At 64.7% G+C, this 20,910-nt stretch carries 19 protein-coding genes; 14 read left to right on the top strand and 5 right to left on the bottom strand.

The genetic code is table 11. The annotated features are described in order from the left end of the window. Positions 1-3: 3 nt before the first annotated feature. From murD to lpxC, 10 genes are all read left to right on the top strand, one after another. The gene (gene murD / locus OKW37_RS21135; RefSeq protein WP_429408241.1) at positions 4-1,542 is read left to right on the top strand and encodes a UDP-N-acetylmuramoyl-L-alanine--D-glutamate ligase; all 1,539 of its coding nucleotides are present in this window, start codon (positions 4-6) and stop codon (positions 1,540-1,542) included. Next, positions 1,539-2,804 carry a putative lipid II flippase FtsW gene (ftsW, locus tag OKW37_RS21130; protein ID WP_184058576.1) on the top strand — a complete coding sequence of 422 codons (1,266 nt, stop codon included), beginning with the start codon at positions 1,539-1,541 and terminating at the stop codon, positions 2,802-2,804. Before murD ends, ftsW begins: the two co-directional genes overlap by 4 nt. Next, complete coding sequence (gene murG / locus OKW37_RS21125; protein WP_429408243.1) at positions 2,801-3,925, top strand: undecaprenyldiphospho-muramoylpentapeptide beta-N-acetylglucosaminyltransferase; 1,125 nt, start codon at positions 2,801-2,803, stop codon at positions 3,923-3,925. The genes ftsW and murG overlap by 4 nt, the downstream gene beginning before the upstream one ends. Then, on the top strand, positions 3,922-5,325 hold the full coding sequence (gene murC / locus OKW37_RS21120; protein WP_429408245.1) for a UDP-N-acetylmuramate--L-alanine ligase: 1,404 nt from the start codon (positions 3,922-3,924) through the stop codon (positions 5,323-5,325). Before murG ends, murC begins: the two co-directional genes overlap by 4 nt. Position 5,326: 1 nt before the next feature. Next, a complete protein-coding gene (locus OKW37_RS21115; RefSeq protein WP_090801962.1) occupies positions 5,327-6,268 on the top strand; it encodes a D-alanine--D-alanine ligase in 942 nt (313 codons plus the stop codon). A 23-nt stretch (positions 6,269-6,291) separates the two neighbouring features. Further along, entirely contained in the window at positions 6,292-7,044 is a 753-nt protein-coding gene (locus tag OKW37_RS21110) for a cell division protein FtsQ/DivIB (RefSeq protein ID WP_090801961.1), read from the top strand. Positions 7,045-7,071: 27 nt separating this feature from the next. Beyond that, positions 7,072-8,304: a cell division protein FtsA gene (ftsA, locus tag OKW37_RS21105; RefSeq protein WP_008921172.1), complete on the top strand. Its 1,233-nt coding sequence runs from the start codon at positions 7,072-7,074 to the stop codon at positions 8,302-8,304. Positions 8,305-8,420: 116 nt separating this feature from the next. Further along, positions 8,421-9,623 carry a cell division protein FtsZ gene (gene ftsZ, locus OKW37_RS21100; RefSeq protein ID WP_184058571.1) on the top strand — a complete coding sequence of 401 codons (1,203 nt, stop codon included), beginning with the start codon at positions 8,421-8,423 and terminating at the stop codon, positions 9,621-9,623. Positions 9,624-9,888: 265 nt separating this feature from the next. Then, a complete protein-coding gene (locus tag OKW37_RS21095; RefSeq protein WP_429408248.1) occupies positions 9,889-10,392 on the top strand; it encodes a peroxiredoxin in 504 nt (167 codons plus the stop codon). Between the two features lie 286 nt (positions 10,393-10,678). Then, positions 10,679-11,596, top strand: coding sequence for a UDP-3-O-acyl-N-acetylglucosamine deacetylase (lpxC, locus tag OKW37_RS21090; protein WP_429408250.1), 918 nt, complete (start codon positions 10,679-10,681; stop codon positions 11,594-11,596). A gap of 64 nt (positions 11,597-11,660) precedes the next feature. On the opposite strand, the gene OKW37_RS21085 is transcribed toward lpxC, so the two are convergent. Beyond that, complete coding sequence (locus OKW37_RS21085) at positions 11,661-12,143, bottom strand: DciA family protein (protein ID WP_187610014.1); 483 nt, start codon at positions 12,141-12,143, stop codon at positions 11,661-11,663. A gap of 285 nt (positions 12,144-12,428) precedes the next feature. Here OKW37_RS21085 and secA point away from each other — a divergent pair, with 285 nt between their 5' ends. The 4 genes from secA to OKW37_RS21065 all read left to right on the top strand — a co-directional run bounded on the left by secA (position 12,429) and on the right by OKW37_RS21065 (position 17,996). Then, positions 12,429-15,245 carry a preprotein translocase subunit SecA gene (secA, locus tag OKW37_RS21080; protein WP_429408252.1) on the top strand — a complete coding sequence of 939 codons (2,817 nt, stop codon included), beginning with the start codon at positions 12,429-12,431 and terminating at the stop codon, positions 15,243-15,245. 153 nt (positions 15,246-15,398) lie between these two features. After that, positions 15,399-16,640: a bifunctional glutamate N-acetyltransferase/amino-acid acetyltransferase ArgJ gene (gene argJ / locus OKW37_RS21075; RefSeq protein ID WP_429408254.1), complete on the top strand. Its 1,242-nt coding sequence runs from the start codon at positions 15,399-15,401 to the stop codon at positions 16,638-16,640. Positions 16,641-16,677: 37 nt separating this feature from the next. Further along, positions 16,678-17,547, top strand: a complete 870-nt coding sequence (locus tag OKW37_RS21070; protein WP_090801949.1) for an ATP-binding protein — start codon at positions 16,678-16,680, stop codon at positions 17,545-17,547. Continuing rightward, positions 17,544-17,996 carry an NUDIX domain-containing protein gene (locus OKW37_RS21065; RefSeq protein ID WP_184058560.1) on the top strand — a complete coding sequence of 151 codons (453 nt, stop codon included), beginning with the start codon at positions 17,544-17,546 and terminating at the stop codon, positions 17,994-17,996. The genes OKW37_RS21070 and OKW37_RS21065 overlap by 4 nt, the downstream gene beginning before the upstream one ends. Before the next feature lie 83 nt (positions 17,997-18,079). Here OKW37_RS21065 and OKW37_RS21060 read toward each other — a convergent pair whose 3' ends face one another. The 4 genes from OKW37_RS21060 to OKW37_RS21045 form a co-directional block, all read right to left on the bottom strand. Further along, positions 18,080-18,283, bottom strand: coding sequence for a DNA gyrase inhibitor YacG (locus OKW37_RS21060; protein ID WP_084754177.1), 204 nt, complete (start codon positions 18,281-18,283; stop codon positions 18,080-18,082). 123 nt (positions 18,284-18,406) lie between these two features. After that, complete coding sequence (gene zapD / locus OKW37_RS21055) at positions 18,407-19,162, bottom strand: cell division protein ZapD (RefSeq protein WP_008921182.1); 756 nt, start codon at positions 19,160-19,162, stop codon at positions 18,407-18,409. Positions 19,163-19,350: 188 nt separating this feature from the next. Then, on the bottom strand, positions 19,351-19,965 hold the full coding sequence (coaE, locus tag OKW37_RS21050) for a dephospho-CoA kinase (RefSeq protein WP_429335348.1): 615 nt from the start codon (positions 19,963-19,965) through the stop codon (positions 19,351-19,353). A gap of 3 nt (positions 19,966-19,968) precedes the next feature. Continuing rightward, entirely contained in the window at positions 19,969-20,910 is a 942-nt protein-coding gene (locus OKW37_RS21045) for a prepilin peptidase (RefSeq protein ID WP_184058556.1), read from the bottom strand.

Raw genomic sequence — 20,910 nt, 5'->3', positions numbered from 1 at the left:
GCGATGTTCGGCGAGAAGTTTCGGGATCGGCAAAAGCCGATGGTGCTCGTGCTGGGACTGGGTGAATCCGGTCTCGCGATGGCGCGCTGGTGCGCCAGGCACGGCTGTCGGCTGCGCGTGGCCGATACGCGCGAAGTGCCGCCGAATCTGTCCGCGCTTGAAGCGCATAGCGTCGATGCCGATTTCGTCGGCGGTCCGTTTTCGCCGGTGCTGCTCGAAGGCGTCGAGCTGGTCGCGATCAGCCCGGGACTGTCGCCGCTGGCCGCCGATCTGCTGCCGCTGGTCACGGCGGCGCGCGAGCAGGGCATCCCGGTGTGGGGCGAACTCGAACTGTTCTCGCAGGCGCTGCGCACGCTCGGCGAGTCCGGCTACGCGCCGAAGGTGATCGCGATCACCGGCACGAACGGCAAGACCACGACGACGAGCCTCGCCGGCTTGCTGTGCGAACGCGCGGGCAAGAAGGTCGCGGTGGCGGGCAACATCAGCCCGTCGCTGCTCGACAAGCTCTCCGAAGCGATCGACCAGACCGCGCTGCCCGACGTGTGGGTGCTCGAACTGTCGAGCTTCCAGCTGGAGACCTCGCATACGTTTACGCCGGACGCGGCCGCCGTGCTCAACATCACGCAGGATCATCTGGACTGGCACGGCGGACTCGATGCGTATGCAGCCGCGAAGGGCCGCATCTTCGGTACACGGACGGTGCGCGTGCTGAACCGCGACGACGCACGCGTAATGGCGCTCGCGCCCGCCAGCGGCGACGCGGAGGTCGTCACGTTCGGCGTGACCGAGCCGAAGAACGACGGTGACTATGGCCTCCTGCGCGACAACGGCATGGTGTGGCTCGTCGAAGCGCAAGATCGCGACGCGAGCGACGAGTCCCCCAAGGGGACTTCCTTCGGGGCGCCGACGCCGAAGCGCCGTCGCAAGAACGAAGCAGCCGCAGCGCCCGACATCGCGTTGAAGCGTCTGATGCCCGCCGACGCACTGCGCATCCGTGGCCTGCACAACGCGGCCAACGCGTTGGCCGCGTACGCGCTCGCACGCGCGATCGGCCTGCCCGGCGCGCCGCTTTTGCACGGCCTGCGCGAATATCGCGGCGAGCCGCATCGCGTGGAACTGATCGCGTCGATCGACGGCATCGACTATGTGGACGACAGCAAGGGCACCAACGTCGGCGCGACGGTCGCCGCGCTCGACGGTCTCGCGCAGCGCGTCGTGCTGATCGCCGGCGGCGACGGCAAGGGTCAGGAGTTCGAGCCGCTCGCCGCACCGGTGATGCGCTGGTGCCGCGCGGTGATGCTGATCGGCCGCGACGCGCCACAGATTCGCGCGGCGCTCGAACATTGCGGCGTCGCGATGACCGATCACGCGACTCTTGAAGACGCGACGCGCGCGGCCACCGCGCTCGCGCAGCCCGGCGACGCGGTGCTGCTGTCGCCCGCGTGCGCGAGCTTCGACATGTTCAAGGGTTACGCACACCGCGCGGCGGTATTCCGCAGCACGGTCGAAGATATCGCGGCCGAACGGGGGACGATGATATGAGCTGGTCGGAACGTTTCGGCTCGCGCGAACCCTCCGGCGGCAACGGCGCCGCGGCGCGCACGTCCACCCGCACCGGCGGCAGCGGTCTCGCGAGCGCGGTCAACGGCGTGCGGCCGCTGCGCTCGCGCATGCTCGACTACGACCACTCGCTGCTGTGGGTCGTCGTCGCGCTGCTCGGGCTCGGCGTCGTGATGGTGTACTCGGCGTCGATCGCGATGCCCGATTCGCCGAAGTACGCGTCGTATCGCGATTGGGCGTTCCTCGTGCGCCAGATCATCTTCGTGCTGATCGGCGCGGCGGTCGGCGTCGCGTCGTTCCGCATTCCGATTTCGACGTGGGACAAGTACGCACCGAAGCTCTTCCTGATCTCGCTCGTCGCGCTCGTGATCGTGCTGATCCCGCACGTCGGCAAGGGCGTGAACGGCGCGCGCCGCTGGATTCCGCTCGGCATCACGAACATGCAGCCGTCGGAAATCATGAAGCTCGCGGTGACGATCTACGCGGCGAACTACACGGTGCGCAAGCAGGAATACATGCACAGCTTCGCCAAGGGCTTTCTGCCGATGGCCGTCGCGGTCGGTCTCGTCGGCATGCTGCTGCTGCTCGAGCCGGACATGGGCGCGTTCATGGTGATCGCGGCGATCGCGATGGGCGTGCTGTTCCTCGGCGGTGTGAACGGCAAGCTGTTCGGCGGCCTCGTCGCGACCGCGGTGGGCACGTTCACGTTGCTGGTGTGGGCGTCGCCGTGGCGTCGTGAGCGGATCTTCGCCTACCTCGACCCGTGGGACGATCGCTACGCGCAGGGCAAGGCGTATCAGCTGACGCACTCGCTGATCGCGTTCGGGCGCGGCGAGTGGTTCGGCGTCGGTCTCGGCGGCAGCGTCGAGAAGCTCAACTATCTGCCGGAAGCGCATACCGACTTCATTCTCGCGGTGATCGGCGAGGAGCTGGGTTTCGTCGGCGTGCTCGTCGTGATCCTGATGTTCTACTGGATCGTGCGCCGTTCGTTCGAGATCGGCCGCCAGGCGCTCGCACTCGATCGCACGTTCGCGGGTCTGGTCGCGAAGGGCGTCGGCATATGGTTCGGCGCGCAGACCTTCATCAACATGGGCGTGAACCTCGGCCTACTGCCGACCAAGGGCCTGACGTTGCCGCTCGTCAGTTACGGCGGTTCGGGCATCTTGCTGAACTGCGTGGCGATCGCGGTGCTGATGCGGGTCGACTATGAAAATCGTGTGTTGATGCGCGGGGGCAAGGTATGACGGCTCTGCCACAACGCACGCTGATGGTGATGGCCGGCGGCACCGGGGGACACGTGTTCCCGGGGCTCGCGGTTGCCCATCTGATGCAGGCGTGGGGCTGGAAAGTCGTGTGGCTCGGCAACCCCGCGGGCATGGAAGCGACGCTGGTACCGAAGCACGGCATTCCAATGGAATACCTGCGCTTCGGCGGCGTGCGCGGCAAGGGTCTGAAGACCAAGCTGATGCTGCCGGTGAATCTGCTGCGCGCGTGCACGCAGAGTTTGAGCGTGCTGCGTCGCGTGAAGCCCGACGTCGTCCTCGGCATGGGCGGCTACATCACGTTCCCGGCCGGTCTGATGACCGCGCTGAGCGGCCGGCCGCTCGTGCTGCACGAACAGAATTCGATCGCGGGTCTCGCGAACAAGGTGCTCGCGAAGCTCGCGAAGCGCGTGCTGGTCGCATTTCCGGATGCGCTGCCGCACAGCGAATGGACCGGTAATCCGATTCGCGAGGAACTTGCGCGGGCGAATCCACCCAAAGCACGCTACGCGCAGCGTAATGGTCCGCTGAACATGCTCGTCGTGGGCGGCAGTCTCGGCGCTGCGGCGTTGAACGAAGTCGTGCCGCGCGCCGTCGCGCTGCTTGGCTCCAACGAGAGGCCGCGCATCGTGCATCAGGCGGGTGCGAAGCATATCGACGCGCTGCGCGAGAACTACGCGGCGGCTGGTTTGCAGGCTGGTGCGGATGTCTCGCTCGTGCCGTTCATCGACGACATGACGAGCGCCTACGAAGCAGCCGATCTGGTGATCTGCCGCTCGGGCGCGATGACCGTGTCGGAGATCTCGGCGGTCGGCGTCGCGGCGCTGTTCGTGCCGTTCCCGTACGCGGTCGACGATCACCAGACCACTAATGCAGCGTTCCTCGCCGACAACGGCGCGGCGCTGGTCGTGCAACAACGCGATCTGTCGGCGGAAAAGCTCGCCGACTGGTTGCGCAGCCAGACGCGGGAAAGTCTCGCGGAAATGGCGGAGCGTTCGCGCTCGCTCGCGAAACCGGATGCCACCGAACAGGTCGCGCAGATCTGCGCGACGGTGGCGGCTGCGGGTTCGATGGCGGGCGTGAGCCCAGAAGGAAAGCAATGAAACACATCGTCAAACACATTCATTTCGTCGGCATCGGCGGCGTGGGCATGAGCGGCATCGCCGAAGTGCTCGTCAATCTCGGCTATCAGGTGAGCGGCTCGGACCTGTCGGGCAACGCGGTCACCGAGCGCCTCGCCGGGCTCGGCGCGCGCATTTCGATCGGGCACGCGGCGGAGAACATCGAAGGCGCGGACGCGGTGGTGGTGTCGACCGCGGTGCGCAGCGACAATCCGGAAGTGCTGGCCGCGCGTCATCGCCGCATTCCGATCGTGCCGCGCGCGGTGATGCTCGCGGAGTTGATGCGTCTGAAGCAAGGCATCGCGATTGCCGGCACGCACGGCAAGACCACGACCACGTCGCTGGTCGCGAGCGTGCTCGCCGCGGGCGGGCTCGATCCGACCTTCGTGATCGGCGGCCGGCTGATCAGCGCGGGCGCGAATGCGCGCCTCGGCACCGGCGACTTCATCGTCGCCGAGGCGGACGAATCGGACGCGTCGTTCCTGAACCTGTTCCCGGTGATCGAGGTCATCACGAACATCGACGCCGATCATATGGACACCTATGGTCACGACTTCGCGCGTCTGAAGCAGGCCTTCATCGAATTCACGCACCGTTTGCCGTTCTACGGCATCGCGGTGCTGTGCGTCGACGATCCGAACGTGAAGGAGATCCTGCCGTTCGTGTCGAAGCCGATCATCCGCTACGGTTTCGCGGCCGATGCGCAGGTGCGCGCGGTCAACGTCGAAGCTCGCGAAGGCCTCATGCATTTCACCGTGATGCGCGAAGACGCGGCGCCGCTCGACGTCACGTTGAACCTGCCGGGCGAGCACAACGTGCAGAACGCGTTGGCCGCAATTGCAATTGCGACTGAACTTGAAGTGAAAGATGCCGATATCCAGCGAGCGCTCGCGGATTTCAACGGCGTCGGCCGACGCTTCCAACGCTATGGCGAAGTGCCGGCTCTCAGCGACGGCCAGGCCGCGGGCTCCTACACGCTGGTGGACGACTACGGTCACCACCCGGTCGAAATGGCCGCCACGTTGGCGGCGGCGCGCGGCGCATTTCCGGGCCGGCGTCTGGTGCTGGCGTTCCAGCCGCACCGCTTCACGCGCACGCGTGATTGCTTCGAGGATTTCGTGAAAGTGCTGTCGACCGTCGACGCGCTCGTGCTGACCGAAGTCTATGCGGCCGGCGAAGCGCCGATCGTCGCCGCCGACGGCCGCGCATTGGCGCGCGCGCTGCGCGTCGCGGGCAAGGTCGAGCCGGTGTTTGTCGATACGGTGGATGAAGTGCCGGACGCGCTGTCCGCGGTGGTGCGCGACGGCGATGTGGTGATTACGATGGGCGCGGGTTCGATCGGCGGTGTGCCGGTTCGACTCGCTCAGGAACAGAAGGTGTGAGATGAGCAGTATCGACCCTAAACAATTCGGCAAGGTGGCAGTGCTGCTCGGCGGTAATTCCGCCGAGCGCGAGGTGTCGCTCAATTCCGGGCGCCTGGTGTTGCAAGGCCTGCGTGACGCGGGCGTCGACGCGCATCCGTTCGATCCGGCCGAGCGTCCGCTGTCCGCATTGAAGGATGAAGGCTTCGTGCGCGCGTTCAACGCGCTGCATGGCGGCTACGGCGAGAACGGCCAGATCCAGGGCGCGCTGGATTTCTATGGCATCCGTTACACCGGTAGCGGCGTGCTCGGCTCGGCGCTCGGTCTCGACAAGTTCCGCACCAAGCTCGTGTGGCAGCAGCTCGGCATTCCGACTCCGCCGTTCGAAGCGGTGCTGCGCGGTGACGACTACGAAGCGCGCGCCAAGGAGATCGTCGCGAAGCTCGGTCTGCCGCTGTTCGTGAAGCCGGCGAGCGAAGGTTCGAGTGTCGCCGTCATCAAGGTGAAGAGCGCGGACGCGCTGCCGGCCGCGTTGATCGAAGCCGTGAAGCACGACCGTATCGTCGTGGTCGAGAAGAGCATCGAAGGCGGCGGCGAGTACACCGCGTGCATCGCCGGCAATCTGGACCTGCCGGTGATCCGCATCGTGCCGGCCGGCGAGTTCTACGACTACCACGCGAAGTACGTCGCCAACGACACGCAGTATCTGATTCCGTGCGGTCTCGGCGCCGAAGAGGAAGCGCGCCTGAAGGTGCTCGCGCGCCGCGCGTTCGATGTGCTCGGCTGCACCGACTGGGGGCGCGCGGACTTCATGCTCGACGGCGAAGGCAAGCCGTACTTCCTCGAAGTGAATACGGCGCCCGGCATGACCGATCACTCGCTGCCGCCGAAAGCGGCGCGCGCGGTCGGCATCAGCTATCAGGAACTGGTGGTCGGCGTGTTGGCGCTGACGCTGCAGGATTAACCAAGGCAACCGCAAGCGACACCATGTGGAACAACGTTCGCCAGCTCAATCTCGCCACCAACGCGTTGCACGCGTTGCTGGTGCTCGTGCTGCTGGCGGCGGGCGGTTACTGGCTGATCCAGCGCCCGAATTTCGCGCTGCGCGAGATCCAGATCGACGGCGATACCGAGCACATCAATTCGCCGACGGTACGCGCCGGCGTGGTGGGGCGACTGAAGGGCAACTACTTCACGGTCGATCTCGACGCCGCACGGCAGGCGTTCGAGCAGATGCCGTGGGTGCGTCACGCGAGCGTACGGCGCGTGTGGCCGAATGCACTGGCTGTCACGCTCGAGGAGTACAAGCCGCTTGGGACGTGGGGCAGCGATCAGCTGGTGAGCGTCGACGGCGAGCTGTTCACCGCGAACCAGGGCGAGCTCGACGGAGACCTGCCGGCGTTCGACGGCCCGGACGGTACGGCGAAGGAAGTCGTCGCGCGTTATCACGACTTCCAGAAGTGGTTCGCGGCGATCCACGAGACGCCCGAGGAAGTGACGCTGTCGCCGCGCTACGCGTGGACGGTGAAGCTGTCGAACGGCACGCAGGTGGAGTTGGGCCGCGAACGCAATCAGGACACGCTGGCCGATCGCAGCAAGCGCCTGACCGCGGCATGGAGCGCGGTGACGCAACGTTGGGGAAAGGATATCGAGAATGCGGACTTGCGCTATCCGAACGGTTTCGCGATTCGTGCCACTGGCATGCGCTTCATCAGCGAACCCGACAAGGGCAAGAAGTAAACGGACATCACACGCACTGAGCACGCTATGAGTAAAGACTATAAAGATCTGCTGGTCGCCCTCGACATCGGAACGTCGAAGGTAGTGGCCATCGTCGCCGAGTTGAAGGGCGAGGGTCACTACGAGGTGATCGGTCTCGGCCAGAGCGAATCGAAGGGGCTCAAGAAGGGCGTGGTGGTGAATATCGAAGCCACCGTGCAGTCGATTCAGCGCGCGCTCGAGGAAGCCGAGCTGATGGCCGACTGCAAGATCACGAATGTGTTCACCGGGATCGCCGGCAGCCATATCCGCAGCTTCAATTCGAGCGGCATGGTCGCGATCAAGGAGAAGGAAGTCACGCAGGCGGACGTCGCGCGCGTGATCGAAACCGCCAAGGCGATCAACATTCCGACCGACCAGCAGGTGCTGCATATCCTCACGCAGGAATTCATCATCGACGGTCAGGAAGACGTGCGCGAGCCGATCGGCATGAGCGGCATCCGCCTCGAAGTGAAGGTGCATATCGTGACCGGTGCCGTGAGCGCGGCGCAGAACATCGTCAAGTGCGTGCGTCGCTGCGGCCTCGAAGTGAACGACCTGATTCTGCAGCCGCTCGCGTCTTCGCTCGCGGTGCTGACGGAAGACGAAAAGGAACTGGGCGTGGTGCTGGTCGACATCGGCGGCGGCACGACGGACATCGCGATCTTCAGCGAAGGCGCGATTCGCCACACGGCCGTGATTCCGATCGCCGGCGACCAGATCACGAGCGACATCGCGATGGCGCTGCGAACGCCGACGCCGGATGCCGAGGACATCAAGGTCGACTACGGCATCGCCAAGCAGGCGCTCGCCGATCCGGACGAGATGATCGAAGTGCCGGGTCTCGGCGAGCGCGGGCCGCGCACGCTGTCGCGCCAGGCATTGGCGGCCGTGATCGAGCCGCGCGTCGAAGAGCTGTTTTCGCTCGTGCAGCAGGTGGTGCGCGAGTCGGGTTATGAAGAACTGCTGAGCTCGGGCGTCGTGCTGACGGGCGGCGCGTCGATGATGATCGGCATGGTCGAGCTCGGTGAGGACATTTTCCTGAAACCGGTGCGCATCGGCGTGCCGGAGTATGCGGGCGGTCTCGCCGACGTCGTGCGCAATCCGCGCTATTCGACGGCGATGGGTCTGCTCGTCGAAGGACGCTCGCAGCGTATGCGCGGGCGCAAGGTTGCGGTGCAGTCGGGGTCGATGGGACAGGTGTTCTCGCGCATGAAGGACTGGTTCCTCGGCAACTTCTGACTACGGGTTTCGAGAAATTCGCGCTGGTGCCGGCGGCCGGCGCGCGACAGGGGGTTGCCCGATCTCCTGCCGGATAACGCCGAGTGGCGGTAACTTTTTATCTTGACGGAGGCAACATGGAATTCCAGATGCTGGAAACCGAAACGAGCGGCACGATCATCAAGGTCGTCGGAGTCGGTGGCGCTGGCGGCAATGCCGTTCAGCACATGATCAACAAAGGCGTGCAAGGCGTCGACTTCATCGTGATGAACACGGACGCGCAGGCGCTGTCGCGTTCGCGTGCCACCGCGGTGATCCAGCTCGGCAACACGGGTCTGGGCGCGGGCGCCAAGCCGGAAATGGGCCACGCCGCCGCTGAGGAAGCACGCGAGCGTATCGCCGACGCACTGCGCGGCGCGCACATGGTGTTCATCACCGCCGGCATGGGTGGCGGTACCGGCACGGGCGCGGCACCGGTCGTCGCGCAGATCGCGAAGGAAATGGGTATTTTGACCGTTGGCGTCGTCAGCAAGCCGTTCGAATTCGAAGGCGGCAAGCGTATGCGCGTGGCGGAAGCCGGTTCGCAGCAACTGGAGGATCACGTCGACTCGCTGATCGTCGTGCTGAACGACAAGCTGTTCGAGGTGATGGGCGACGACGCCGAGATGGACAAGTGCTTCCAGTGCGCTGACGACGTTCTGAACAATGCGGTCGCGGGCATTGCGGAAATCATCAACGTCGACGGTCTCGTCAACGTCGACTTCGAAGACGTGAAGACCGTGATGGGCGAGCAGGGCAAGGCGATGATGGGCACGGCGACGGTTGCCGGCGTCGATCGCGCGCGTCTCGCGGCCGAACAGGCCGTCGCGAGCCCGCTGCTGGAAGGCGTCGATCTGTCGGGCGCGCGCGGCGTGCTGGTCAACATCACGTCGAGCCGTTCGCTGCGTCTGTCGGAAACGCGCGAAGTGATGAACACGATCAAGAGCTATGCCGCGGAAGATGCCACGGTGATCTTCGGCGCCGTGTACGACGACGCGATGGGCGACGCGCTGCGCGTGACGGTCGTCGCGACGGGCCTCGGCCGCGCGGCGAAGAAGCAGCAATCTGCACCGATGACGCTGCTGCGCACCGGCACCGACAACCAGCCGATCGGCGCGATGGCGCATGCGGCGTACGCACCGGCGGCAGGCCACGCCAGCACGGCCGACTACGGCGCGCTCGATACGCCGGCAGTGTGGCGCACCTCGCGCGACACGGCGGCCTCGCACGTGCAGGCGCTGCAGGAAAAGGGCGTCGATACGTACGACATTCCGGCATTCCTGCGCAAGCAGGCGGACTGAGCGCACGGGCAGGCTTCGTTGCCGCGTTGCGAGTAAGGTCGCAGATGCAGCGCTGGCGGACGAACGCACGAGCGTGGCGGGTGAACGGCAAGCAGGTCGCTTATCGTCTGATTCGCGGCAGGGGCAACTGCCCTCTGCGGATTCGCGAAGCGGACGAAGTGGCTGCCGCCGAACGGCGTTGGCTTATAGTTGAATGGGCCGAACCGAAATTCACTGCGACACGAGGACGTGCGAGCGTGCTTCGCATCGATGCAAAGGACTGAGCATGATCAAGGAAGGTGAAAAGCTGCCCGACGCGACGCTCTTCGAGTACGTCGAAGACGAGCGGGCGGGCTGCACGATCGGACCGAACAGTTTCGACGTGCACGAGCAGACGGCGGGCAAGCGCGTGGTGATCTTCGGATTGCCCGGCGCGTTCACGCCGACCTGTTCGGCCAAACATGTACCGGGCTATGTCGAGCATGCCGAGCAGTTGCGCGCTGCCGGCATCGACGAAATCTGGTGCGTGTCCGTCAACGACGCGTTCGTCATGGGCGCGTGGGGACGCGATCAGCACACCTCGGGCAAGGTGCGCATGATGGCGGACGGTAGTGCGGCTTTCACACGGGCGCTTGGTCTGGAGCAGGATCTGTCGGCGCGCGGCATGGGGATCCGTTCCCTGCGCTACGCGATGGTGATCGACGACGGCGTGGTCAAGACGCTGAACGTCGAGGCTTCCGGCAAATTCGAAGTCAGCGATGCAGCGAGTATTCTCGCCACGTTGAGCTAGTTGCTGACGTCGCACCTTCGTCGCGACCCTGCGCTTATGCCGCGTGGCGTTACGGCAACGGTGATTACGACGCTTTTGTGACAGGCCGTTACGCGGGCCGATGACCGGAAACGCCTCCGTTCCGGGGCATCGGCCCGTCACGCTTTCCGTCGGGGAGCCCAGTGGGTAATGCAGCGAAACAGATTGTCACGTTCCCCGCAAAGACGCTGGTCTGGGGATTGGAGTATAATTCGCGCTATGAAATAAAAAATCCTGATTAGGATTTTCAATCGAACAGAATGCCACCATGTTGAAGCAGCGCACAATTAAATCGATCGTCAAGACTGTCGGCATCGGGCTGCACTCCGGCCGTAAAGTCAATCTGACGCTCCGCCCGGCGGCGCCGGGCACTGGCATCGTGTTTTCGCGCGTGGATTTGCCCACGCCGGTGGACATTCCTGCGTCGGCGCTGGCGATTGGCGATACGCGTCTGGCTTCCGTGTTGCAGAAAGACGGCGCGCGCGTGTCGACCATCGAGCATCTGATGTCCGCCTGTGCCGGTCTTGGCATCGACAATCTTTACGTCGACGTCACCGCCGAGGAAATCCCGATCATGGACGGCAGCGCGGGTTCGTTCGTGTTCCTGATCCAGTCGGCGGGTATCGAAGAGCAGAACGCGCCGAAGAGATTCATCAAGGTCACGAAGCCGGTCGAAATCCGTGACGGCGACAAGTTCGCGCGCCTCGATCCGTACTTCGGTTTCAAGCTCAAATTCACGATCGACTTCCGTCACCCGGCCGTGGACAAAACCGGTCAGGCGTTGGAAGTGGATTTCGCCAACACGTCGTACGTGCGCGAAATCGCGCGTGCCCGCACGTTCGGCTTCGCGCATGAAGTGGAAATGATGCGTGAGCTCGGCCTCGCGCGCGGCGGCAGCATGGACAACGCGATCGTGCTCGACGAGTATCGCATCCTGAACAACGACGGCTTGCGTTACGACGACGAGTTCGTCAAGCACAAAATGCTCGACGCCATCGGCGACCTGTACGTGGTCGGCCACCCGCTGCTCGCGTCGTACACCGCATACAAGTCGGGCCACGGTCTGAACAACGCGTTGCTGCGTGAGCTGCTCGCGCACGAAGACTCGTACGAAATCGTCACTTTCGACGACACGCAGAAGGCCCCGCGCGGCTTCGCGTACGAGACGCAGACTGCGTTCGCATAAAGCCAGCGTAACAGGCAAGCAAATGAAAAACGGCCCCTCGGGGCCGTTTTTTTTCGTCGAGCGTTCAGCGATTGCGCCGATGCCGCGCGGCCATGCGCGCGAGCGCCTCCTGCAACGGCGAAGGCTCGAGCGATTCGCTCAACGCCTGCAGTGCGGCGGCGCCCGCCGGCGTCATGCGCGCCTGTTTTACGGGCGGCGGTTCTTTCAGCGGCTGCGGCCGCACGCGAATCTTCAGCGACTGCACGGGCCAGCCGCGCTGTTGCAAATCCGCCAGCAGCCGCGGCTCCAGATGCCGCAGACGCGCCGCGAGCGCGTTGTGCGCGGCGAACAGGGCCAGCACGCCCTCCTTGATGAAGCCAGGCTCGACGCTCGTCGCCAGATAATCGGGCAGCAGCTCGCGCAGATCCTTCTCGAGCGCGGCGATCTGCTCGACGCCTGCGCGCAGCGCAGCGAACGCGTCCGTGCGGCCGAGTACCTCGGCAAGCGGTTGCGGACGGCGCCGATCGAACTGCTTCGGCGGCCTTGAAAAGGACGAAAAACGGCTCATGTTTGGGATTGACGACGTGAGCTCGCCCCATGCGCGCTCACGCCGCGATTGTACCGCGCGGGCAGCTTGCGAAGTCGGTCCGCGCCGCGCCGGAGGTTGCCGGGCGGGGCTGGCGGAGGCCGGCGCCGTCACGCCTGCGACACGAGCGCGGCCGGAGGCGCGTGCTAAAATGCCCGATTCGAATTCACTCTTGGACTAAGCCGCCGAGGACTTTCCGACCCAGGCGCGGTATGCGCATAGTGCATACCGCGAGCCAGCCGAAGCCGCGACGCAGACACCGATCCGATGACCACCGGTTTTCTACAGAAGATTTTTGGCAGCCGTAATCAGCGGCTAGTCAAGCAATATCAAAAGACCGTCGCGGCGATCAATGCGCTCGAGCCGCAGATCGAGCAATTGACGGATGACCAACTGCGCGCCAAAACGGGTGAATTCCGCCAGCGCGTCGCGAGCGGCGAATCGCTCGACAAGATCCTGCCGGAAGCGTTCGCGGTCTGCCGCGAGGCCAGCAAGCGGGTGCTGAAGATGCGCCACTTCGACGTGCAGCTGATCGGCGGTATGGCGCTGCACTACGGCAAGATCAGCGAAATGCGCACCGGCGAGGGCAAGACGCTCGTCGCGACGCTGCCGGTCTACCTGAACGCGCTGTCGGGCCGCGGCGTCCACGTGGTCACGGTCAACGACTACCTCGCGCAGCGCGACGCCGAATGGATGGCGCGTCTCTACAACTTCCTCGGTCTGTCGGTCGGTATCAACCTGTCGCAGATGGAGCACACGGCGAAGCAGCAAGCCTACGCCGCCGACATCACCTACGGCACCAACAACGAATTCGGCTTCGACTACCTGCGCGACAACATGGTCTACGAGACCGACGCGCGCGTGCAGCGTAGCCTGAACTTCGCGGTCGTCGACGAGGTGGACTCGATCCTGATCGACGAAGCGCGTACGCCGCTGATCATCTCCGGCCAGGCCGAAGATCACACCGAACTCTACGTGCGCATGAACGCGTTGCCGCCGCTGCTCGAGCGCCAGATCGGCGAAGAGAAGGCGGACGGCACCGGCGTCGAGAAGCCGGGCGACTACACGCTGGACGAAAAAGGCCGTCAGGTCTTCCTGACCGAGTCGGGCCACGAAAAGGCCGAGCGCCTGCTCTCCGAGTGGGGCCTGATCGGCGACGGCGAAAGCCTGTACGCGCCGCAGAACATCACGCTGATGCACCACGTGTACGCGGCGTTGCGCGCGCACACGCTGTTCTTCAAGGATCAGCACTACGTCGTGCAGAACGGCGAAGTGATCATCGTCGACGAATTTACCGGCCGTCTGATGGCCGGCCGCCGTTGGTCTGACGGTCTGCACCAGGCGGTCGAGGCGAAGGAACACGTGAAGATCCAGAGCGAGAACCAGACGCTCGCATCGATCACGTTCCAGAACTACTTCCGCATGTACGCGAAGCTGGCCGGCATGACCGGCACGGCCGACACCGAAGCGTACGAATTCAACGAGATCTACGGTCTCGAAACGGTCGTGATCCCGACCAACCGTCCGCCGAAGCGGATCGACAAGCAGGATCAGATCTACAAGACCGCGAAGGAACGCTACGACGCGGTGATCCGCGACATTCGCGAGTGCTTCGAACGAGGTCAGCCGGTGCTGGTTGGCACGACGTCGATCGAGAACTCGGAGCTGCTGTCGCATCTGCTGAAGCAGGTCAGCTTGCCGCACGAAGTGCTGAACGCGAAACAGCACGCGCGCGAAGCGGAGATCGTCGCCGAAGCGGGCCGTCCGCAGCGCGTCACGATCGCGACCAACATGGCCGGCCGTGGTACGGACATCGTGCTCGGCGGCAACGCGGAGAAGCAGGCGTCGTTCATCGAGCAGGACGAAACGCTCGCCGCCGACGAAAAGCAGCGCCGCATCCAGAAGCTGCACGACGAATGGCAGACGCTGCACGATCAGGTGAAGGCCGCAGGCGGTCTGCACATCATCGGCACCGAGCGTCACGAGTCGCGCCGGATCGACAACCAGCTGCGCGGCCGTGCGGGCCGTCAGGGCGACCCGGGTTCGTCGCGCTTCTATCTGTCGCTGGAAGATCCGCTGCTGCGCATTTTCGCGGGCGACCGCGTGCGCGCGATCATGGACCGCCTGAAGATGCCGGAAGGCGAGGCGATCGAAGCGGGCATCGTGTCGCGCTCGATTGAATCGGCGCAACGCAAGGTCGAGGCGCGCAACTTCGATATTCGTAAGCAATTGCTCGAATACGACGACGTATCGAACGACCAGCGCAAGGTGATCTACCAGCAGCGCAACGAACTGCTCGAAGCGAACGACATCACCGAGACCATCAGCGCGATGCGTCACGGCGTGGTCGGCGACATCGTGCATCAGTTCGTGCCGGTGGGCAGCATCGAAGAGCAGTGGGACGTGCCCGAGCTCGAGGAAGTGCTGCGCAACGAATGGCAGCTCGACCTCGCGATTCAGGAAATGATCAACGAGTCGAACTCGATCAGCGTGGAAGAGATTCTCGAAGCGGTCGAGGCCGCCGCGGACGAAGGGTACGAGGCGAAGGTCCAGCTGGTCGGCCGCGAATCGTTCAGCGCGTTCGAGCGCTCGATCATGCTGCAGACGCTCGACCGCGCGTGGCGCGAGCATCTGGCCGCGCTCGATCATCTGCGTCAGGGCATCCATCTGCGCGGCTATGCGCAGAAGAACCCGAAGCAGGAATACAAGCGCGAGGCGTTCGAACTGTTCGCCGCGATGCTCGACGCCGTGAAGCTCGAAGTCACGCGCATCGTGATGAACGTGCAGATCCAGTCGCCGGAGCAGCTCGAAGCGGCCGCGGAGCAGATGGAAGAGCAGGGCGGTCATCTGGAGAACGTCGAGTTCCGTCATGCCGAGTTCGCGGAAGCCGGCGCCGCCGCGCCGGTCGCGGCCGAAGCGGCCACCGCCGCGATGATCGGCGACGCGATGAGCCACGGCCACGGCGCAGCGCCGCAGGCGGCCGTGCACATGAATGCCGACAACGTGCCGAAGGTCGGCCGCAACGACCCGTGCCCGTGCGGCAGCGGCAAGAAGTACAAGCAGTGCCACGGCAGGATCGCCTGATGGCGATGCGGCGCGCTTCCGGGCGCGCCGTGTCGTTTTTAAGCGCCGTTTGGCCGTTTTGATTTCGCGGGTGACCCGGCAACACACCCGGGTCATCAGTTCCGTTTCCCCGATGCCGGCGTCCGCCGGCATTTTCTTCGACAGGTCGCGACCATGGCTGTCAACTTTCCCTCGATCGATCCCGCTCAACTCCACCCCGTCGCCGGCGTCAAGCTAGGCTGGGCGGAAGCGAATATCCGCAAACCGAACCGCAAGGACGTGCTCGTCATTTCCGTCGACGAAGGCGCGACGGTAGGCGGCGTGTTCACGCAGAACCGCTTCTGCGCGGCGCCCGTCACGGTCTGCCGCGAGAACCTGCAGCGCGTGCGCGCGGGCGGCAAGCCGATTCGCGCGCTGGTGATCAACACCGGCAACGCGAACGCGGGCACCGGTGAGCCGGGCCTCGCCGCGACGCGCGAAACCTGCGCGGAACTCGCGCGTCTCGCCGACATCGTGCCCGAGCAGGTGCTGCCGTTCTCGACGGGCGTGATTCTCGAACCGCTGCCGGTCGATCGTCTGAAGGCGGGCTTGCCGGCCGCGCTCGCGAACCGCAAGGAAGCGAACTGGTACGACGCGGCGCAGTCGATCATGACGACCGACACGCTGCCGAAGGCGAGCTCGCGCCAGGTCACGATCGGCGGTCATACCGTCACGCTGACCGGCATCAGCAAGGGCGCCGGCATGATCAAGCCGAACATGGCGACCATGCTCGGCTTCCTCGCGTTCGACGCAGCCGTCGCGCAGCCGGTCCTCGACGAGCTCGTGAAGCACGTCGCGGATCGCTCGTTCAACTGCATCACGATCGATGGCGATACGTCGACCAACGATTCGTTCATCCTGATCGCGTCGGGCAAATCGAGCCTGCCCGCGATCACGTCCACCGATTCGCCCGCTTATGCAGCGCTGCGCGACGCGGTGACCGAGGTCGCGCAGAACCTCGCGCAACTGATCGTGCGCGACGGCGAGGGCGCGACCAAATTCATGACCGTGCATGTCGAAGGCGGCTCGAGCGTCGGCGAATGCCGCCAGATCGCCTACGCGATCGGCCACTCGCCGCTCGTCAAGACGGCCTTCTATGCATCGGACCCGAACCTCGGCCGTATTCTCGCGGCCATCGGCTATGCCGGCGTTGACGATCTCGACGTCGGCAAGATCGATCTGTATCTGGACGACGTGCTGGTCGCGACTGCCGGCGGCCGCAACCCGGCCTACCGCGAAGAAGACGGCCAGCGCGTGATGAAAAAAAGCGAGATCGGCATTCGCGTCGTGCTCGGCCGCGGTAATGCGCAAGCCACGATCTGGACCTGCGATCTGTCGCACGACTACGTGAGCATCAACGCCGACTACCGCTCGTAATCAGCTTCAAAGCGCGGCCACGGGCCGCCTACTCACCATGGACAAACTCGAACAGTTTCTGAACCGGGCCGAAGCCGTGCTCGGCCGCCTGGAAGCGATGCTTCCGCCCGCCGCGCCGGACATCGACTGGTCGGCCGCGGTCGCTTTCCGCTGGCGCAAGCGCCAGGGTCGCGGCTACTTGCAGCCGGTGCATGCCATTTCGCCGATCACGCTCGACGACCTGCAGAACATCGATCGCCAGAAGGGGTTGATCGAACAGAACACGCGCCAGTTCGTGCGCGGTCAGCCGGCCAACAACGTGCTGCTGACGGGCGCGCGCGGTACCGGCAAGTCGTCGCTGATCAAGGCGTGCCTGAACGCGTATGCGAAAGACGGCCTGCGCCTGATCGAAGTGGACAAGGACGATCTGCACGACCTCGGCGACATCGTCGATCTGATCGCGAAGCGGCCGGAGCGCTTCGTCGTGTTCTGCGACGACCTGTCGTTCGAAGAAGGCGAGTCAGGCTACAAGGCGCTGAAGGTCGCGCTCGACGGCTCGGTGGCCGCGCAGTCCGACAACGTACTGATCTATGCGACGTCGAACCGCCGCCATCTGCTGCCCGAGTACATGAGCGACAACGAGACGTACAAGCACACTTCGGACGGCGAGATTCATCCGGGTGAACTGGTTGAAGAGAAGATTTCGCTGTCCGAGCGTTTCGGGCTGTGGGTCAGCTTCTATCCGTTCAAGCAGGACGACTACCTGACGATCATCGCGCACTGGCTGCGCCATTTCGGTTGCGACGACGCCGAGATCGAATCGGCGCGCGGCGATGCGCTCGTGTGGGCGCTCGAACGTGGCTCGCGCTCGGGACGGGTCGCATGGCAGTTCGCGCGCGACTGGTCCGGCCGTAAAACGCCGGCATGAGCGACGCTGACAAAAGCGCCGGCGTCGGCAATAGCGTCGGCGCCAACGGCGCTGGCCGTCCGGTCACCGAAGTCGCGGTCGGCGTGCTGGTGCAGCCGGATGGGCGCTATCTGCTCGCGCAGCGTCCGACGGGCAAGCCGTACGAGGGCTACTGGGAGTTTCCGGGCGGCAAGCTCGAAGCGGGCGAATCGGTCGAGGCCGCGCTCGCGCGAGAGCTGCACGAGGAGCTGGGAATCGAGGTCGAGGCGAGCCATCTGTGGCATACGCTCGAACACGATTATCCGCACGCCTATGTGCGCCTCTTCTTCTGCAAGGTGACGCAGTGGTCGGGCGAGCCGCACGGCCGTGAAGGCCAGGCCTTCGTCTGGCAGAGCTTGCCTGCGGATGTCTCGCCGTTGCTGCCGGCCACGATCCCGGTGCTGGAGTGGCTCGCGGCTGAGAAGAAGTGATTGAAGGCAGTGATTGAAAAAGCCACGCGGTAGCGGGCGCTGTATCGGCAGCGCCGGTTCGCGTGGCTTTTTTACTGACTCGCTCAGTGCGGGTTGTAGTCGCCGCGCGGCGTTTCCTCTTCGGACGAAGATCCTTCCTGTTCGTTGCCGCCAATCCTGTATTTTTCGGCGGCCCATGCGCCCAGATCGGTCTGTTTGCAGCGCTCGGAGCAGAACGGACGGAAGCGGCTCTCGGAGGTCCAGCGGACATCTTTACCGCAGGTAGGACATTTGACGACGGTAGGCATACGGTCGGACGGTCAATCGCAAACGGAACAAGTAACGAATATAGGGCTATTTCGCGCCGGTTCAAAGGCGCGTTCGGTCAAATCCGGTGTGCGCTGCTCAATGCGGCGGTGATTGACAGGCGATTACAGGCTGCAGAGCGTGAGTTGGAACGGCACGTCGACGTCGACCGCGCGCGGCCGCAGATCGCCGTCCTGCACCGTAAAGCGCACCCACAGCATGTACTTGTTGGCGCTCGCTTCGGGAATCACGCGCAATTCGGGAGCGACGCGAACCTGCATCAATTGATACGAGCGGCCCGACAGCATTTGCTGATAGCTGCCTTGCATCGCCATCACCTTCGATGCCTGGCCCGACTCACGCGCGAGCCGCAGCACGATGGTGGCCGCGTCGCGCAGCGGCAAAAGCGGTGTCACCCACTTGGCGATGTCCTGGCGACGCTGATCGGGATGCAACTGTTGCCACGCGTAATACGAGGGCAGGTCGAATTTGCAGGTACCACCGGGGATGATTGCGCGGCTGCGAATGCTCGCGAGCCACTCGTTGTCTGCAAGATGCTGGCCGGTCTTGCCTTGCATCTGCGTGAGCCCCGCAAGCGTCTGCTCGATTTCGCCGAGCACCGCTTCGAGCGCGTTCTGCTCGATGCCCGGATTGCCGCGAAATGGCGCGAGCGTTTGCCGCTGCCGCTCGAGCTCTTTCATCAGATCCGATTTCAGATCCGCGCGGCCCGCCACTTCGGAGATTTCGAACAGCGTTGTCAGTGCGACGTGATGTTCCCGCGCGTCTTCCTGAGTCAGAAAGAACGTGAAGCGCTCGAACAGATCTTCGAGCCGCAACAGCGTCCGGATTCGCTCATTGAAGGGGTACTCGTAAAGGATCAAGCGGGCTCGCCTCGGGCGTGGTCGGTGACAGGAATGCAAAACATTCTAATGCCGTGGGACTACCCAGGCAATCACGCACTTTTTCTGCGCGCTTTCGCAACTTTTTTGTGAGTTCCCGGTGTTACGAGCGCTTCGGCTCCCGCGTGCGCGCAAAGTTCAATGTGCCGGTGACGACGCGTCTGCGCGCGCTACAACTCGGCATCGCCCTTCGCCAGCGACAGATAGGCTTGATGGTGAGCGTCCACCTGCGCCTCGAGTTCTTCGAGCGGCGCATTGTCATTGACGATCACGTCGTCGGCGGCGGCGAGCCGCGCTTCGCGCGTGGCCTGGCGCGCAATGATTGCGAGCACCTGCTCACGGCTGAAGCCGTTGCGGCTCACCACACGCGCGATCTGCGTGTCGACGCTGCAATCGACGGTGAGCACGCGATTCACGCGGTTCTTCCAGGTCCCGGACTCGACCAGCAAGGGCACCACGACTATCACATACGGTCCTTTCGCTTCGCGCTCTTCGCGTTCGGTTTCCGCGCGAATCAGCGGATGCGTGATGCCTTCGAGACGTTTGCGCGCGGTCTCGTCGCTGAACACGAGCGTGCGCATGCGCGCGCGATCGAGGGAGCCGTCGGCGGCGACGAATTGCGCGCCGAATGCGGCGGCGATGTGCGGCATTGCGAGGCCATGCGGCGCGGTGATGCGATGCGCGATCACGTCCGTGTCGACGAGCGGCACGCCGCGCGCGGCGAACAGATCGGCCACCGTCGATTTGCCGCTGCCGATGCCGCCAGTGAGTCCCACAACGAACATGGTTCAGCCCCCCAGAGCCAGATAAAGCGGCGTGCCGGCAAACAGCGTCAACACACCGCCCGCCGCGAGAAACGGCCCGAACGGCAGCGGCTCCTCGAAGCGCATTCGGCCGCGCCACGTCGCCGCGAGGCCGATCACGGCACCGGCCACCGCGGCGACCAGCACGATCTGCGGCAGCGCGGGCCAGCCGAGCCACGCGCCGAGCGCGGCGAGCAGCTTGAAGTCTCCATAGCCCATGCCTTCGATACCACGCACGAGCTTGAACGCCCAATGCACGGCCCACAACGCCAGATATCCGAAGATAGCGCCGAGCACCGCATCATGCAGATTCGTGAACATGCCGTTGAAATTGACGATCAGGCCGGCCCACAACAGCGGCAGCGTCAAGGAGTCGGGCAGCAAATGCGTGTCGACGTCGATCGCGCTCATCGCGAGCAACGTCGCGCACAGGCCGAACGCGGCGAGTGCCATCAGCGTCGGGCCGAACGCTATCAGTGCGCCTGCCGCGAAAGCGGCGCTCGCGATTTCGAGCAGCGGATAGCGTGCGCTGATATGCGTGCCGCACGCGGAACAACGGCCGCGTAACAGCAGGTAGCTCAGCACCGGCAAGTTTTCCCACGCGCTCAGCACATGGCCGCAATGCGGGCACGCGCTGCGCGGCACCCACAGGTTGTAGCGCGCGGGCAGTCCGTGGTCGGGCGGCGGCACGTCGGTGGTCTCGCTGATTTCGGCGCGCCATGCACGCTCGAGCATGATCGGCAATCGATGCACGACCACGTTCAGGAAGCTGCCAATCACGAGGCCAAGCACGATCGCGAATGCGATCTGCACGCCGGCGGGTAGGCTCGCGAGCGCGAGGCCGATATCGCTGGCAAAGCGGCCCGGCAGTAAGCCCGCGAGCAGGCTGGAGGAAGTTTGTGACACGAGCGGAAGAGGAGCCTGCAT

The sequence above is a fragment of the Paraburkholderia sp. MM5482-R2 genome (assembly GCF_050436125.1).
GTDB classification, from domain to species: Bacteria; Pseudomonadota; Gammaproteobacteria; order Burkholderiales; family Burkholderiaceae; genus Paraburkholderia; species Paraburkholderia tuberum.
The sequence above is the reverse complement of the archived record's forward strand: the minus strand, read 5'-3'. Positions and strand labels throughout refer to the sequence as shown.